Genomic DNA, 16,726 nt, shown 5'->3' with positions numbered 1-16,726 from the left:
TTGTAGCAAAGGTTGTTCCAAAAATAGTTTAGTCACTGTGACTCAATTAAGCTAACACTCTTTTTGACATGGTATAATTGCGTAAAAATATCTTTTTGGAGTTAATGCGTGGAAGAAATGAGCTATTATGAGATTTTAGAGATTAGTAAAAGTGCCAACGGCGACGAAATTAAAAAAGCGTATCGTAAAATGGCAAAACTCTACCATCCCGACCGTAATCCGAACGATGATACGGCAGAACATAAGTTCAAACTCTGTAATGAAGCGTACCAAGTTCTAAGCGACGATCAACAGCGCGCTATCTATGACCGTTACGGCAAAGAGGGTCTCCAAGGGGGCGGCAGTCGCCGAGGCAGCGGTGGGTTTGATGATCTCGGAAGTATTTTCGAAGAGATGTTTAACGGTTTCGCCGGTGGCGGTCGTAAGCAATCACGTGCGGCAACGGATAAATTCCCTCTCGATATGGGTGTGGAGATGCGTGTCAGTTTCAAAGAAGCCGTATTCGGATGCGAAAAAGAGGTGACGTTTACCGCTAAGAATTCGTGTAAAACGTGTAAAGGTACCGGAGCCAAAGAGGGTAAAGTAACTACGTGTAGCCAATGCGGCGGCAAAGGGCAAGTGTACGTTCGTCAAGGATTTATGACCTTTTCCCAAACCTGCCCTGCGTGTCACGGTGAGGGGACAATGGCCAGTGAGAAATGTCCTGACTGTAAAGGTAAAAGCTATACAGAAGAGAAAGAGAGCGTGACGATCAAAGTCCCCGCCGGAATCGATACGGGGAACCGTTTACGTGTTTCAGGGCGCGGTAATACGGGCAAAAGCGGTGTACGGGGTGATATGTATGTCACGTTTGACGTGGAAGAAGACAGCCACTTTATCCGTAACGGGAACGATATCTATCTCGAAGTTCCCGTATTTTTTACCCAAGCGGTTCTCGGGGAAGATATCACGATCCCTTCACTAAACGGGGAGTTGACGTTAGAGCTTGAAACGGGAACTAAAGATGCCCAGCAGTATCGTTTCCGAAATGAGGGAGTCGCCGATGTTCACGGACGGGGCAAAGGGGATTTGATCGCTCAAATCCATCTCACCTACCCTACCCGTCTGAATACGGCGCAAGAGGAACTGTTGCAAAAACTTCAAGAGAGTTTCGGTATCGAGTCCAAGCCGCATGAATCGCTGTTCGAATCGACATTTGAAAAAGTGAAGGGATGGTTTAAATAACCCAATTATGAGGAGTTTCTTTCTCCGGAGTCGGAATCATTTGTATAAAATTTCGAACTTCTTTTATGAGTTGAAGCTGCCCCGCATTCATCCATTCTCGTAATAAAGCTCCGTTATGTAAATCATATCCTATAGTAAATGCTATTTTCATCATTCCTGATGATTCATCTAATGGAACCGTATAAAGCCATACGGCATTAATAGCTATTTTATTTCCGTTTAGAAGCAATATAGCATTTATTGTTCTACCGCTTATTGTCGATAAAGCAACTAAAATAGAGGTATCATCGGTTTTAACCGATATACCTTTTTCTGAAACGTTCCGCAATGCTAATAGACTTTTTTTCCCCTGAATTGTAAGTATTAGACGATCATTATCTTCATCGGCAATATAGCGTATAACATTCCGTAAATGAAAACCTTGTGAAAGTATGGTTAAGTTTTCAAGAGAAACAGTACTTCTGTTTAAATCGTATCGGCATACCTCTCCATAGAGCATCGCATTTCGTTTTGTTCCAACTAGCCATTGTGTACCGACTTGTGCTGCGGCAAGCTGCTTTTTTTCAACTTTAATGGAAATTTCCCCACCCTTCGCATCCATGATCATACAATCACTTTTGATCGGGATACCTTTATAAAGTACGATTGAAGGAAAATGCCCCTTCTCCCATGATCCTAACGCCTTTTCAAGTATTTCTGCTTCATTATGGTCAGTAGAATTAGTATTAATGTTTTTTTCACGTCGTAATAATCGAAGTTCACGAGTCGAATCAACTGCTTCGATTGCTTTTTCCGATAATCGTATCAGAACGAATATTGTAATATCATCGGCAATATTTCGTTCTATCTGAATTACCCGATCACCATATAAAAAAAGATCATTATAAGTTAAAAAGTCATTGAGAGTGCTGTGTGAAGGATTCTCTAATCCTACCATGCTTCCAATGATTTCGATAATTTCGTCACTGGAAAGATTAGCTAAGAGTAAAAGAGTTCGAAGATGTTCGTTGACGAAAAAAAGAGTTTCATTTTTGAAAAACATTACCCCAACGGGGAGATACTTGTATGCGTTAAAAAGCTCTTTTAACGCGTCATTCATTTTATCGTGTTTCCCGTTTCGGATACGCCATTGCGATCACGATTGCGATTACGGCGTAGGTCCACGGCACAAAATCAGGTACCGGAACCGGATCGCCTTTTGCGTACGAATGAAGACCCGCAAGATAATAGTTTACCCCGAAATAGGTCATCAACACCGAAGTAAACGCTAAGAGCGACACAACGCTGAAAATATAATCGCTGTATGCTCCTTTGATCATACGTAAGTGGATAACAACCGCATAAACGAGAATTGTGACAAGTGCCCATGTCTCTTTCGGATCCCATCCCCAATAACGTCCCCAGCTCTCATTCGCCCAGACCCCTCCGAGGAAGTTTCCGATAGTAAGGAGTACTAGACCGATGAGAAGACTCATCTCATTGATAGCGTTGAGCTCTTTGATCGCCAAATTCAAGCGTGCTGAATTCTCAGGTTTTTTAAGGACAAAGAGGATGAGGGTAATCATCCCCAACAATGCGCCGAGACCTAAGAAACCGTAACTCGCGGTAATCATAGCCACGTGGATGGTGAGCCAATAGGATTGGAGAACAGGGACGAGGTTAGTGACCTGAGGATCCATCCAGTTGAGATGGGCGACAAAGAGGATAAGCCCCGTCATGATCGCCGTAGCCGCCATCGTCATTACGGAGCGACGAGAGAAAATAAATCCTGCCAATACACTCGCCCATCCGATATAGATCATCGACTCATAGCCGTTCGACCACGGTGCATGACCTGAAATATACCAGCGCATCACTAGACCTGCCGTATGGGCAATGAAGAACATGACGAGAAGGGTGAAAGAGACTTTGCTCAACCATTCGGCACGGATAGCGGGCTTGATGATTTTGATGAAAGATAAAATGAGAAGTGTAAACCCGACGACGAAATACAAAGGCCATAGCTGTTCGAAAATATTGGCTTTGTTGTAGAGAATCTCAACTTTGGATTTTGTGTCGCTCGGATAGACGCTTGCACCGACAAAACGTTGATATTTATCGATAAGGGCTAACGCTTCGTCCGCTTTTTTCCAATCTCCGCTTTTCATCGCTTCATCGATTGAACCGAAGTAGCCGATAGCTAATAGACGGACGATTTCAGACTCTTTCGGACTAAGAGATTGCAACGCTTCGATCGTTGCATCCCATTTGTGGTTTTTATCGTTCGGTTTCGGCCACATACGTACTAGTGAACCGGTATAGACCATATAGGCGACGTTGACCCGCTCATCTATCTGTAAAAGAGATTTGTCAAACTTGTCTCTTTTCCCCGGAGCTTTACGATTGGCTTCATCAACCAAACGGGCCAATTTATACCCTGCAATCTCATCCGGTGCTTCGAAAAACTGTGAAAATGCCGCTGTTTTCGCACCCTCAGGAAGTCCGATGAGTTTATTGATCTCTTTATCTCCGGTACGGATGATCGCAATCTCACGCCATGCATCCGGTCGGAGCATCATCCCTAGTACGACTTGGTTGGATGTTAATCCCATAAACGTACTATTACGGTTGATCTTCGCCAAAATTTCATGGCTTAGGGTGTCCATTGGCTTCATTCGTCCGCTGGAGTCTTGAACAATCAAATGACCGAATTTATCGGCATGCGTTTTATCAAACCCTTTTGCCGTTTTAATAACGGGGTTTTCCGAATCAGCGGCAATAGAGTGTGTCGTACCCAGTGTCATAAAAAGGATCGCCAACGATGCGACCGTTTTTTTAGCATCCAATGATTTGAGCTTATCGTTAAGCGCGGCAAAACGTCCGTTTTTCACGATCAATACGCCGAACATTCCGATGGCGAGCAAGAGATACCCGATGTAGGTGATAAGGGTTCCCGGATCACGGTTTACGGAGAGAACCGTGCCCAATTCATCTTGATCAAACGAGGATTGGAAGAAACGGTACCCTTGGTAATCAAGAATATGGTTCATGTAGATACGGAAATCAAATTTTTCCTGATTTGCAGGATCAACAACGGTGACTTCACTCGCATAAGAAGCGGGTGACATCGATCCCGGATAACGTTCAAGTTCAAAGTCACGCAACGCTACCGAAAACGGAAGTTTACGCTCGATCGAACCGTAGGCAATCTCCACGGATATATCACCCATCATCACTTTTTTAGGCTCACCGACCTCTCCTACTGAACCCAATACCACCACACTCTCTTTTGTATCTTTATGGGAGAGACTAAGGGTGAGTGCATCTTCTCCTTGCATCATAGGTCCTTTGGCAGGTTTTGAGACCAACTGCATCGAAGCTTTAGGGAAAAAATCACGTAAAACAAAGCCGCTCTGAGAACTTTGGAACAACGTACGTGTTGTCATTTCATGTTTGCCTGCGTTCAATGTTCCTGTTTTTTGTGTATCCATACTTAATGTGGCAAGTAGGGACGGGGAAGTTAAATAGGCTTTATCACCCTCTACACTCAACGTAATTACCGGTTTTTCGAAAGTTTTGTTGGAAGCAAAGTCGATGACAATGTCATTGGCTTCTATAAATTCCCCTTTTTTGAGCGTAACTTGCTGGGCCCCTTGCGCACCGGTTACCATCAGGTTGAACAGAGGTTCTCCCTTCGGATCGGCCATGGCTTCATAGCGGGCATCTCCCATGTAACTCTCAAGTTTCACATGGATTTGCTCTCCGTCAACTTCTAAGGTACGCTCAAAATGGTTAGAGGTACGTTTAGAGAGAAAAAGGTTCTCTTTAAAGTCATAGGTTTTTTCACCTTTGGTGACATTAAAAGTGACATAGGGCTCTGAGCTGAGTATCACATCACTGCTCTCCCCCTCACGTATGTGCATGACACCCTCGTGACCCATATAACGGGTTACCGCCGCACCGATAAGGATAATCAAAAAAGCAACATGGAAAGTAAAAACAAGCCACTTCCCACGCCGTGCCATGTTGAAGTTGACAATGTTTAGCGTCAAGTTGATCGCCAGTAACGCAAGTAATATTTCAAACCAGCGTGCATTGTAAATATCAGCTTTAGCACTCATAGAGCCGTAGTCATTTTCAATAAATGTAGCATAGCCGATAGAGATGGCAAAAACGAGCATGAGGATCGCCATGGTTTTCATGGAGCTTAAGAGGGAGAGAACTTTGTTCATGGATTACCTATGTAAAAATATAACGCAATTGTAGTGGGTGTTGGGTAAATGTTTGTTAATTTATTATTAACAATCATACCCCTTCAAGAATCATCGCTTCTGCAACCCGTTTAAAGGCGGCAATATTGGCACCGTCGACGAAATTTCGCTCTACTCCGTACTCTTTTGCGGTGAGGGCAATCCGTTTGTAAATCTGACGCATTAGCTCATCGAGTTTGCGATCTACCTTATCAAAATCCCATTTTTCCATCGAGGCATTCTGGGACATTTCAAACTCACTGACGGCAACTCCACCGGCATTAGAAGCTTTTCCCGGAGAGAAAAGAACCCCTTCGCGCTGTAGAAGTTCAATCGCATCCGGTGTCGTAGGCATATTCGCACCTTCTACGACAGAGACGCATCCGTTTTCCACCAATTTTTGAGCATCTAGGAAGCTAAGCTCATTTTGTGTCGCACACGGAAATGCGGCAAAACAAGGAACTTGCCATACCGCGTGGCCGTTTTGCGGATAATCTGATTTTTTAGTATAGAGTGAGCCGGGGATCCGTTCAACGTATTTTTCAAGAGAGAGATGTCTCCCCTCCTCTTTTAATTCACGTACGAGGGACAGGTCAATCCCTCTGGGATCGTAAATACTCCCCTCACTGTCACTGCACGTTACGACAAGCGCACCCAACTGTTGAAGTTTTTCAATCGTATGAATGGCGACATTTCCCGCACCGCTTACGGTACATATTTTCCCCTCTAACGATTCTTGAAGTTCCTGAGCGAGCATTTCTCTGGCAAAATAGACAACACCGTACCCTGTCGCTTGCGGACGCATAAGAGAACCGCCAAACGCATAAGGCTTTCCACTGAGGACTCCGTCATAATTATGGGTAATGCGCTTGTACTCACCGAACAAATATCCGATCTCTTTCGCCCCTACTCCGATGTCACCGGCAGGAACATCAACACGGGCGCCGATATAAGGGTAGAGTTCACGCATAAAGGCACGACAAAACCGCATAATCTCATAATCGCTTTTTCCTTTAGGGTCAAAATCGCTTCCCCCTTTAGCTCCGCCGATAGGGAGACCGGTTAGGGAGTTCTTGAAAATCTGCTCAAACGCTAAAAACTTGAGAACTCCTGTCGAAACGCTCGGATGAAATCGAAGCCCTCCCTTATAGGGCCCAAGAGAGTTATTAAACTGGATACGATAGCCGTTATTGATATGCACCTGATTGTTGTCATCGAGCCATTGTACTTTGAACTGGATAATCCGATCGGGGGTGACGAGACGCTCTAAAATGGCGAATTGTTCATAACGTGAATCGGTTTTGACGATGGGTTCCAATGAGGTCAGAACCTCACTGACTGCCTGTAAAAAGGTGTTATCGGTGACACAATTGGATTTTTCGAGACTGGCTAAAATTTTTTCGACCACAATGATCTCCTAATAATTATTTCAACTCACCCCAGTGGTTGCCGATGTGCATCGAAGTTTTGAGCGGAACGCGGAGCTCTAAGATATTTTCCATTACGTCGACAAAGCGTGAGGCATACTCTTCGGCGACATCTGCATCCACCTCGAAAATAAGTTCATCGTGGATTTGTAACAGCATTCGGGCGCGTAGAGCCTCAGTACGGATCATCGTATCGATTTTGTTCATCGAGAGCTTGATGAGATCGGAGGCGGAGCCTTGGAATACGGTATTGACCGATTCGCGCTCATACGCCGCTTTGAGCATCGGGGTAGCGGAGCCGAAATCAAAATAGCGGCGGCGGTGCAATAGGGTCTCGACATATCCCATCTCTTTGGCCTGTTCGACAATGCCGCTAAAGTATCCTTTGACACTCGGAAACGTCTCGAAATAACGCTCGATAATCTCTTTGGCCTCTTTGGTCGTAATCCCGAGTGTATCGGAGAGCTTTTTTTGCCCCATACCGTATAAGAGACCAAAGTTGACCGTTTTGGCAATGTTACGCTTACTTGCCGCTTCCGTTTCACCGAATAGCGCAATCGCCGTTTGCATATGGATATCATGCCCTTCGTTAAAAGCATTCACCAATACGTTATCTTCACTAAAATGGGCGAGAAGCCGCAACTCGATTTGAGAGTAGTCGATTCCGATCAGTTTTTTCCCCGCTGGGGCGACGAAGGCTTCTCGGATACGCATCCCAAGCGCCGTTTTGACGGGGATATTTTGGAGATTTGGGTTTTTAGAACTAAGCCGACCCGTTGCGGTTCCCGTCTGAACAAACGACGTATAGATACGAGAATATGAATCATTTTGCGCCAATGCAATGAGCGGCTCAATATAGGTGGAGAAGAGCTTATGATACTCTCGGTATTGCAACAACATCGCTATCACGGGATGCTCATCTTTAAGTCCGTCTAAAACCTGCTCGTCGGTGCTGTATCCTGTTTTCGTTTTTTTACCGTGAGGGAGGTTCAAGGTTTCAAACAATATAACGCCGAGCTGTTTCGGAGAATTGAGGTTAAACACGGTTCCGCATGCACTGTGGATTTGCTCCGTTAAGGTTGCAATCTCGGAAGCCACCTCTTTTTTAAAGAGTTCTAGTACTGCCGTATCGACGGCGATTCCCTCTCTTTCCATACCTAGAAGCGTCAGGGTAAAAGGAAATTCGACGTTATAAGCTTCATCTAAGGCTTCTTGAGCACCCTTCAAAAGAAGCTGTTCACGTAGTACTTCATAGAGTCGATAGGTGATATAGGCATCTTCTCCCGCGTATTTGCACGCATCCTCTATCGCAACCGAGGCGAAGTTTTCCCCTTTTTTTACCGTGTTTTTGAAATGGATCATCTCATGGTGCAAAAGATTTTGTGAAAGGTTGTCCATAGAGAGCGAACGTGCCGAATCGGTAAGCCATGCCATCACCATTGTGTCAGCATAGATATTGAGTCGATCCACTTTTAAAAATCGGGTAACGAAATGGAGGTCAAATTTGATATTATGACCGATAACCCGACGCTCAAAAATCGCTTGAATCGCTTGCGCCGCCGCTTCTGCGGAAACTTGATCCCCTACTCCCAAATAGCTGTGCTTCATCGGGACGTAGTAGCCGCTTTTGCCATCAGTACTGAAACTAAATCCGACTAAATGATCTTTAGTTGCATCCAACCCCGTTGTTTCGGTATCAAAAGCGATAAGAGCATTGTGAGGGAGGGTTTGAATCAGATGATGCAGTGCCTCGTCATTATCAATCAATACAGAACATCCATCGAGATTATCACATTTGGGTACGACCACTTTTTCAACTTTGAGTGTCGTGTCACTATTGGATTGGGACTCGTCAAATAAGGCTTTCGCTTTAAGGGTACGGAGTGCCGCATTCATCTCATAATGGACTAAATCATCATAAATAGGTAAAAATGGATTCTCAAAATGCATTGCAAATTCACTAAAATCGAGTGAATCAAACACATCATCCTTAAGGCGGACTAATTCACGAGATCTGAACGCATCTTCTTTATAGGTCTCCAGCAATCCACAAATACGAGGCGGTGTCACCTCGTCTAAACGAGCATAGAGGCTATCGAGAGTCCCGAATTGTGTGAGAAGTTTTTGCGCCGTTACTTTTCCTATCCCTTTGACTCCGGGGACGTTATCGGCCGTATCACCGATGAGCGATTGGTAATCGATAAACTGACGCGGATGGACACCGTATTTTTCTTCGCAGTGGCGCTCATTCATCACTTTTTTGGTGATGGCATCGACTAAAACGACTCGGTCATCATCGATGAGTTGATAGAGGTCTTTATCGTGAGAAACGACACGAACCAAAAATCCGTGTTGGCGTGCTTGGCGTACGACGGAAGCGATCATATCATCGGCCTCAAATCCGCTTTGAGAGAGCGATTTGTATCCCATTTTATCGATCCAATCGATCGCAACGGGAAGCTGTTTTATCAGCTCTTCAGGTGCAGGGGAGCGGTTGGCTTTATAGTTTGGATCTATCTCGGCACGGAAGCTTGGCCCTTTTGCATCGAGGGCAAAAATGAGATAATCGCTGCTATGATCTTTGTGCAGTGACGCGATGAAATTTATAAATCCGGTCAAAAGTCCGGTAGGAAAACCTTGCTTATTTTTAAGTGGAGGAAGAGCGTAAAATGAGCGGAAAAAAAATCCGAACGTATCAATAATAGTAACGGTAGGTTGAGCCATCAATCGCCTTTTTTAGGCGTGGATTTTATCAAGAATCGAATCGATCGATGCTTGAAGTTTAGAGATGTCATAACCGGCCTCTTCTGCTTTTTTTAGTCCAAAAGCGATGCCGTGTTCTCCAAACGGATTATTAATAGGGAGAATTGTTTTAACAATATTCAAAGCGGTAGCGTACTCTTTTACCTCTTCGGGTGCCTCTTCAGGGGTGTCGGAGAATTGAATCATCTCCACAAACTCTTTGTCAAAATTCCAATGGGTGAAAATTGCTGCGGTAACACTGGCAGAGGATTCTTGAATGTATGAGCGTTCAACGCTCGAAATATCAATAGCAATTTCAATATCTGATTTAAACTTTGATCCTAAATTTTCTTGTATAACGTCACTGGCAATGATGATTTTCCCCGTCTCTTGTAAAAATGAGGCCAAGAAAAGTTTATCCGCTTTTATGCGGTCTATTTTAGTGTACCACTCATGCATTAACGCCGCTTGCATCGAAGAGATTTCTGCAAAACGGTCTGAACTGATTCCATAGGGTTCCATATCAACATTCAACAGCTTTCGCACGGAGTTTCCGATGCCGATGGATCGTGTCATACTCATACCGAATAAAGATACGGCTTGAGCGACGTTATTAATTTCACGTCGGAAACTGTATAGCGGTGAATTGGCTGCTTTGAGCAAATTGGCAACAATCATAGGATCATGTTCAACGGCTTTAACCAAATCGTTAATTGAGCCGTTGGGATCGTTGCAGACACGCTGCATATCAATCACTGTTTTTGGAAGTGGAGGCAAAGATTTTATACTGTTTATAATTGAGCTCTTCATTAACATAATCCTCTACAAATACAATTGGGGTTATTATAGCTTATTTAACTCAAGAGCCAAATATTTTCCGGTAAAACTTCCGGTTTTTTCCCATTCTGTGGCAACTTTTTCAGGGTCACCTTCGGCGACCAGCAAACCACCGCCGCTTCCCCCCTCAGGGCCCATATCGATGATGTAGTCGGCATTTTTAATCATATCGAGATTATGTTCGATAACCAATACGGAATTGCCGAGTTCGACAAAATTATGAAGCACTTTTGTAAGGCGATTCACGTCATCAAAATGGAGCCCTGTTGTCGGCTCATCAAGGATATAGAGGGTATTTCCCGTATCACGGCGGCTCAATTCTTTTGCCAATTTAATCCGCTGTGCTTCACCGCCGGATAGGGTAACGGCGTTTTGTCCGAGGGTGATGTAATCAAGACCGACATCGCTAAGCGTTTGTAAGATTGCTTTGATTTTCGGGATAGGTGCGAAAAATTCCAATGCTTCGCCGACGCTCATGTTGAGTACGTCAGAAATAGTTTTCCCTTTGTACTCTACTTGGAGGGTTTGCAGGTTATAGCGGCTTCCGTGACACGCATCACATTTCACCATAATGTCGGGCAAAAAGTGCATTTCGATCTTGATCTCCCCTTCCCCCTGACATTTCTCACACCGTCCCCCTTTGACGTTAAAACTAAAGCGAGACGCCGTATAGCCTCGGATTTGTGCCTCTTTTGTTTTTGCAAACAGATTGCGGATTTCATCCATCACCCCCGTATAGGTAGCGGGATTTGAACGCGGTGTACGACCGATTGGGCTTTGATCGAGATAGATCACCTTGTCGAGCTTTTCAAGCCCCTCTACTTCGACTCCGGCTACACGGTTGATCTTACGGGCGTGATTGAGAATTTCTCGTGTGACAGGGAGGAGTGTCTGTAAGATCAAGGAACTTTTGCCGCTTCCGCTTACCCCCGTTACACAGACAAAATTATGAAGCGGAATTTTTACGCTCAGATCAGTAATATTATTTAATGTGACATTGTTAATCGACATCCACTCTTTTTGTGCTCTTCGGTAAAAATATTCGATTTTTTTCCGGCCGGAAAGATATTGGGCCGTTAAGGTATCGGACTTTTTCATCTCTTCAAGGGTACCGGCAAATACCACGTTTCCGCCGAATTTTCCCGCACCCGGTCCGATATCTACGATATAGTCGGCATTCTCGATGGTCTCTTTGTCATGTTCGACCACGATCACGGTATTCCCTTTTTCTTGGAGAGAACGGAGGGTTCGAATGAGCTTTAGGGTATCACGCTCGTGCAGCCCGATGCTCGGCTCATCGAGAACATACATTACCCCCGTCAAACCGCTTCCTATTTGAGAGGCGATTCGGATACGCTGGGCTTCTCCCCCGCTGATAGTACGAGCATCTCGGCTGAGGGAGAGGTATCCCAACCCCACATCAAAAAGGAAGAAAAGGCGTTCGCGGATTTCATTTAGAATTGATGCGGCAATCATTGCATTTTGATCACTTAGATTTTCGAATGTTTTTGGATCGGCAAACCATGCATAGGAATCTTTTAGCGGCATCGAAATAACTTCACCGATCCCTTTTTCAGCGACACGAACCGCTAAGGATTCACGTTTGAGACGGTGAGAATTACAGACGTTACACGGTTTTTCAGACATATAATCGGCGAGGTCTTTTTCATCTTTGAAAATATCGTAGGCGATACGGACTATCCCCGGCCACGTCCGTTTTATCGGATGATCTTGCCATTTGAACTCCACTTCTTCGACACTGCCGTGGAGAATTGCTTTTTTCTGATACTCTTCTAGTGTATAAAAAGGGACGCTGATGTCTATTCCTGCGGTTGCACAAAACGCTTTCAAGAAGGTAAAGTAGTACCCCTTGTTAAAGCCGTAGACGATTTTGATTGCCCCTTTTTCAATGGGAAGTTCAGAATCGATAATTTTCTCATAATCAAGAGCGTAACGGATACCTAGACCGTCACACTCAGAACAGGCTCCTTTTGGGGAATTAAATGAAAATGAGAGGGGTTCGAGCGGATCAAAGCTCACCTTACAGTCAAAACAAGCGCTGTGCTCACTGTAATGGATCAATTTTTCCGCCATCCCTACTTCATCGTGGTTTTGGATCTCAATCTCTACTTCGCCGTAGGACTCTTTTAGCGCTTTTTCAACGTCTTGCGCCACACGATCATGGTTGTCGTCTTTGATAATCAGACGGTCTATGACCACTTTAATCGAGTGTTTTTTAGTTTTTGAGAGCTCTATCTCTTCATCGAGGCGCACCATAACACCGTCGATCATGGCGCGTACATACCCTTTATGTCGAAGGGATTCGAGGATATCGGCGAATGATCCTTTTTTCTCACGAATAAGCGGTGCCAAAATAACGATTTTTGCCCCATCCGGGAGTTTTAACACTTGGTCAATGATATCCTGAGCGGACATTTTAGAGATTTTTTTACCGCACAAATGGCAGTGTTGCACTCCGATACGGGCATACAATAGACGCAGATAATCATAGATTTCAGTGATCGTCCCGACTGTTGAGCGGGGATTTTTTGAAGTAGTTTTTTGATCGATCGCGATAGCGGGGGTGAGCCCTTCGATTTTGTCAACGTCAGGTTTTCCGACACGATCCAAAAATTGCCGTGCATATGAAGAGAGAGATTCAATGTAACGGCGTTGCCCTTCGGCATAGAGGGTATCAAACGCCAATGTCGACTTACCGCTTCCGCTGATTCCGGTACATACGACCAATTTATTTTTAGGAATCTCCAAAGAGATATTTTTGAGATTATGCTCTCTTGCCCCAATAATTTTTATTTTATCCATAACTGTTTACCCCGCGATCAATTTGTATGCCGTAATAGCAAAAATAACAATATAAAAAACAACCAAAATATGCTTGTAATGATTTACTTTGACTCGGTTAAGAAGCCAAATTCCTAACATGATACCTAACAGAGATGAAAGTGCCATAATCATTCCCGCATGGAGGTTGACCATCCCTAGCCATAACAAGGTAATAAATGCCGATATTGACGTGAACATAACAAAAAACAGTCCGACTGCCGACGCCTTTTTGAGAGGAAATCCCATAAAGCTGACCAAAATAGGTGTCATTAAAATAGATCCCCCTACCCCAAGCATTCCGGAGAATATCCCAATCCCGCCTCCAATGGTTGTGTAAAGAGGTCGGTTAATCACTTCCTGACGTGTCGGTATCGGATTGGAAAAGGCCAATCGACCCAATGTAAACGCAACAACACTTAAAAAAAGCCATTCTAAAAGGGTTGCATCGAGTATTTTGACCAAAAATCCTCCGATGATTGCCCCAATAATTCCACCGTAGCCGAAGTATTTGACATCATTGACCGCATATGTATTGTTTTTTTTATGTATCCATGCGGCCATTAGTGATCCGGCAACCATTTGCATGACCGATATGCCGATCGCCTCTTTGATACCAAAACCTAAATAAAGTAAGATAGGAACACTCACCGTACCGCCGCCGATGCCGAAAAAACCTGAGAGGAGACCTACTCCGATACCTAAAAGGGCTAATTCTATTGTCATCTTATTCTTTAGTATTTAGTTTGTGTCGCGCGATTATACTCCCTTAGTGCTTCAACGAATACCTTTTAAGTTCAATTGATTTTACGCTATAATCAATTATCATACTTTAAAAAAGAGTGAGGATAGAATGTTACCTATAATTGTCGAAGCTGCAACGAATTTTTGTCTTCATCAAATACGTCTTCCTTACGATCTTACAGCTGTTCCCCCGAAAAAGAGAACACTTTTTGCTTATATTGACATTGAAACGTCGAATGGGGATGCACATCGCGCTTATATCGGGTGCGATGAGATGTTGATTCAAACCATTGCCGAGATATTTTTAGGTGAGGATGAAAGTGATGAACAAACACTTATCGATATGCTTTTGGAAACAACCAATATGATCGTCGGAAGTGCAAAAGTACTTGCCGGTGAATTGTACGAAACTACAATCACCATTGCAACCCCTTTTGTTTTGGCTCACGAAGAGATATCACATCTTCAATTGGATAAATCGCAATGCATAGGAATTGACGGCGGTGCAATGACAATCGCATTACAAAGGCTTTAAAAGATGGATGAAACTGCAGTAGACCACCACCTTTCGAAAGATCATGTTTTTGATCCCGATCGAGAACTCTCATGGATGGATTACGATGGATTACTTGATATGGAAGTGGAGTTTGTTTCTGATTTGGGGCAGACGACTCTTTCGCTCGAAGAGATTCTTAAACTGGAAAAAGGGTCCGTTATTGATTTGGGCAAACCTGCAGGTGAAAGTGTCGAATCGTATGTAAACCGACGGATCATCGGCAAAGGGGAAGTTATGGTTTATGAAAAGAATTTAGCAATACGGATCAATGAGGTGCTTGATTCAAGTGCCGTACTTTACTACCTTTCAAAAGAGAGATTATGAGATATTTACTCCTGTTACTTCTGCTCCCGGCATTTTTGTGGGGCGCAAAAATTTTAAGTTACAACATTTATGATCGTAATGATCGTGTTGACGTTATGTTGACTTTTGACACTCCCTATGAAGGGGTGCTTCGTCAAAATCGTCAAGGCAATACGGTTATTGTTAAACTCGAAGAGGCGTTTATCGAAGATCCGAAAGTTAAAAATGTAAATTCAAAATATTTAAATAAACTTACGATCTCTCCCCAAGATGAACATATTGAAATTATCGCTGAAGTCTCCAATGATGTCGTTATGCAGGCCTCTAAAACATCAGACTCATATGGTTTGCGTCTCCGTTTTACCCATCTTTCATCTACCGCTACGGCTGGAGAAGCTTCGCCGGTTGATGAAGCTTCCATCGGAGCCATTCCCACTAAAAAAAGTAATGAATTTGAACAAAGCTATTATGTCGTGATCGGTATTTTAGTGATCGGAATCGGTATCTTATTTTGGTTGAAACAAAATATTACCAAGCGTGCCGCAGCGATTCAAAGTGAACCTAAAACACCATGGCTTTTTAATAAAACAGCTGCAGAGACAAAAGCAACGATCTCTTCCCCTCTTTCGATTGCAGGCGATGGAGGCGGTATCCATATTAGATTTCAAAAGTCTCTTGATCAAGGACATACTGTAGCCATGCTCGATTACGGGACGATGAGCTATTTGGTTCTTTTAGGGAATAACACCCTCATCTTAGATAAGTTTCAAGATAATATTCCGATTACACAAAATGATTTTGAGACCCTCTTACAGTCTAAACACCGTGAACTTGACGGCTATTTTCAACTAGCTCCCGCACAGGATGAAGTATTTGACTCTTACAAAGAAAAAGCATCCGGGGTGTATTAATAGATGGATTTAAAACAGAAGCTTATTAGTTATGGTTGCGGAATTGAATTTGTGGAAATTGCACTAGGGTATCAAAAGTATTATAATCCGGAAAACGAGCTTGAAGTGTTTATCGAATATGTGGAAGAAGAACATGCTAAAGTTGAAGAAGCCGAAGCTTTAAAAGAGATGGAGAAAGAGATTGTCGATGCATCAGCTCTTTTATTAGAGTTTGAAGATGAGAAACAGAGCTAAAGTTCCTCTCTTCTTGGTTTAAACCGTACGCTCTTATTTTGGGAGTGTGAAGCACACTCTATTTGATATTTTACCATCGATGTAAACGGGGTCAGAAATTTTTCAAATTTTTCTGCTTCGATATTCTCTATCCCCTGCAGGTTAAGCAATTCTAAAATACTCAAAGTGGATTCAATCGTTGAAAGACAGAACTCTTTGGGTTGCTCTTTAATCATAAATTGCGAACATTTGGAATGGGTAAAACTCAGCTTAGGTAACTGTTGGAGATTTTTACTTACTCTAAGCATCTTTACCGAACACGGCCAAGTGGAATCGATAATAAAGATGACAATTTGCTTCCTTTCAGCCTCAATTTTCTGAGTATTTAGATTAAGGCTGTTTTTTCCGGGATAGAGGACATAGCAGAGATGATCGGGATTATCAATCAAGGCATTGACAGCGTTATGGCTGCTAAAATTCTCATCAACATAAAGCTCTGAATTCGGAAGTGAAAGATGGGTTAGTCGTCCTGTACCGTTTTTGGTCTTTTTGAACTCTTTCGGATGCATTAAGATGACAAATTTTGTTTGCGTTGGAATTGCTCTGACGTATTCGCACATGCATGAACTCATCGGGCGATAGCACTGATAACATTTTGCTCTCCCCTCTTGTAATGCCTTCATCGTTAAATCATTTTTT

The 16,726-nt window shown here is 43.5% G+C and carries 13 protein-coding genes; 5 read left to right on the top strand and 8 right to left on the bottom strand.

All coding sequences use genetic code 11. The features are described 5' to 3' along the window. Positions 1 to 108: 108 nt before the first annotated feature. A complete protein-coding gene (gene dnaJ, locus RMO68_RS07955) occupies positions 109 to 1,224 on the top strand; it encodes a molecular chaperone DnaJ (protein WP_310440194.1) in 1,116 nt (371 codons plus the stop codon). Here the strand turns inward: dnaJ and RMO68_RS07950 are convergent. From RMO68_RS07950 to RMO68_RS07920, 7 genes are all read right to left on the bottom strand, one after another. Continuing rightward, positions 1,217 to 2,323: a hypothetical protein gene (locus RMO68_RS07950; RefSeq protein WP_310440193.1), complete on the bottom strand. Its 1,107-nt coding sequence runs from the start codon at positions 2,321 to 2,323 to the stop codon at positions 1,217 to 1,219. The genes dnaJ and RMO68_RS07950 overlap by 8 nt on opposite strands. A 1-nt stretch (position 2,324) precedes the next feature. After that, positions 2,325 to 5,435: a cytochrome c biogenesis protein gene (ccsA, locus tag RMO68_RS07945; RefSeq protein ID WP_310440192.1), complete on the bottom strand. Its 3,111-nt coding sequence runs from the start codon at positions 5,433 to 5,435 to the stop codon at positions 2,325 to 2,327. 73 nt (positions 5,436 to 5,508) lie between these two features. Continuing rightward, positions 5,509 to 6,864, bottom strand: a complete 1,356-nt coding sequence (gdhA, locus tag RMO68_RS07940; RefSeq protein ID WP_310440314.1) for an NADP-specific glutamate dehydrogenase — start codon at positions 6,862 to 6,864, stop codon at positions 5,509 to 5,511. 13 nt (positions 6,865 to 6,877) lie between these two features. After that, positions 6,878 to 9,604, bottom strand: coding sequence for a DNA polymerase I (gene polA, locus RMO68_RS07935; RefSeq protein WP_310440190.1), 2,727 nt, complete (start codon positions 9,602 to 9,604; stop codon positions 6,878 to 6,880). A gap of 12 nt (positions 9,605 to 9,616) precedes the next feature. Then, entirely contained in the window at positions 9,617 to 10,432 is an 816-nt protein-coding gene (locus RMO68_RS07930; RefSeq protein ID WP_310440189.1) for an HDOD domain-containing protein, read from the bottom strand. 33 nt (positions 10,433 to 10,465) lie between these two features. After that, positions 10,466 to 13,282: an excinuclease ABC subunit UvrA gene (gene uvrA / locus RMO68_RS07925; RefSeq protein WP_310440188.1), complete on the bottom strand. Its 2,817-nt coding sequence runs from the start codon at positions 13,280 to 13,282 to the stop codon at positions 10,466 to 10,468. A gap of 6 nt (positions 13,283 to 13,288) precedes the next feature. Beyond that, on the bottom strand, positions 13,289 to 14,026 hold the full coding sequence (locus RMO68_RS07920; RefSeq protein WP_310440187.1) for a sulfite exporter TauE/SafE family protein: 738 nt from the start codon (positions 14,024 to 14,026) through the stop codon (positions 13,289 to 13,291). Between the two features lie 127 nt (positions 14,027 to 14,153). On the opposite strand from RMO68_RS07920, the gene RMO68_RS07915 reads away from it, so the two are divergent. The 4 genes from RMO68_RS07915 to RMO68_RS07900 are packed head-to-tail and all read left to right on the top strand — an operon-like array spanning position 14,154 to position 16,048. After that, on the top strand, positions 14,154 to 14,579 hold the full coding sequence (locus RMO68_RS07915) for a chemotaxis protein CheX (RefSeq protein ID WP_310440186.1): 426 nt from the start codon (positions 14,154 to 14,156) through the stop codon (positions 14,577 to 14,579). Positions 14,580 to 14,582: 3 nt separating this feature from the next. Beyond that, a complete protein-coding gene (gene fliN, locus RMO68_RS07910) occupies positions 14,583 to 14,924 on the top strand; it encodes a flagellar motor switch protein FliN (protein WP_310440185.1) in 342 nt (113 codons plus the stop codon). After that, entirely contained in the window at positions 14,921 to 15,814 is an 894-nt protein-coding gene (locus tag RMO68_RS07905; protein ID WP_310440184.1) for a hypothetical protein, read from the top strand. The genes fliN and RMO68_RS07905 overlap by 4 nt, the downstream gene beginning before the upstream one ends. Positions 15,815 to 15,865: 51 nt before the next feature. Then, positions 15,866 to 16,048: a hypothetical protein gene (locus RMO68_RS07900; RefSeq protein WP_310440183.1), complete on the top strand. Its 183-nt coding sequence runs from the start codon at positions 15,866 to 15,868 to the stop codon at positions 16,046 to 16,048. Here RMO68_RS07900 and RMO68_RS07895 read toward each other — a convergent pair. Beyond that, the gene (locus RMO68_RS07895; protein ID WP_310440182.1) at positions 16,045 to 16,710 is read right to left on the bottom strand and encodes a tRNA-uridine aminocarboxypropyltransferase; all 666 of its coding nucleotides are present in this window, start codon (positions 16,708 to 16,710) and stop codon (positions 16,045 to 16,047) included. The genes RMO68_RS07900 and RMO68_RS07895 overlap by 4 nt on opposite strands. Positions 16,711 to 16,726 lie beyond the last annotated feature (16 nt).

The organism is Sulfuricurvum sp. (assembly GCF_031427015.1).
Lineage (GTDB): Bacteria > Campylobacterota > Campylobacteria > Campylobacterales > Sulfurimonadaceae > Sulfuricurvum.
The sequence above is the reverse complement of the archived record's forward strand: the minus strand, read 5'-3'. Positions and strand labels throughout refer to the sequence as shown.

Coding starts and splice junctions, on each gene's coding strand:
- RMO68_RS07950 (WP_310440193.1), bottom strand. CDS start 2,323: ATGAATGACGCGTTAAAAGAGCTTTTTAACGCATACAAGTATCTCCCC.
- ccsA (WP_310440192.1), bottom strand. CDS start 5,435: ATGAACAAAGTTCTCTCCCTCTTAAGCTCCATGAAAACCATGGCGATC.
- polA (WP_310440190.1), bottom strand. CDS start 9,604: ATGGCTCAACCTACCGTTACTATTATTGATACGTTCGGATTTTTTTTC.
- RMO68_RS07930 (WP_310440189.1), bottom strand. CDS start 10,432: ATGAAGAGCTCAATTATAAACAGTATAAAATCTTTGCCTCCACTTCCA.
- uvrA (WP_310440188.1), bottom strand. CDS start 13,282: ATGGATAAAATAAAAATTATTGGGGCAAGAGAGCATAATCTCAAAAAT.
- RMO68_RS07920 (WP_310440187.1), bottom strand. CDS start 14,026: ATGACAATAGAATTAGCCCTTTTAGGTATCGGAGTAGGTCTCCTCTCA.
- RMO68_RS07915 (WP_310440186.1), top strand. CDS start 14,154: ATGTTACCTATAATTGTCGAAGCTGCAACGAATTTTTGTCTTCATCAA.
- fliN (WP_310440185.1), top strand. CDS start 14,583: ATGGATGAAACTGCAGTAGACCACCACCTTTCGAAAGATCATGTTTTT.
- RMO68_RS07905 (WP_310440184.1), top strand. CDS start 14,921: ATGAGATATTTACTCCTGTTACTTCTGCTCCCGGCATTTTTGTGGGGC.
- RMO68_RS07895 (WP_310440182.1), bottom strand. CDS start 16,710: ATGAAGGCATTACAAGAGGGGAGAGCAAAATGTTATCAGTGCTATCGC.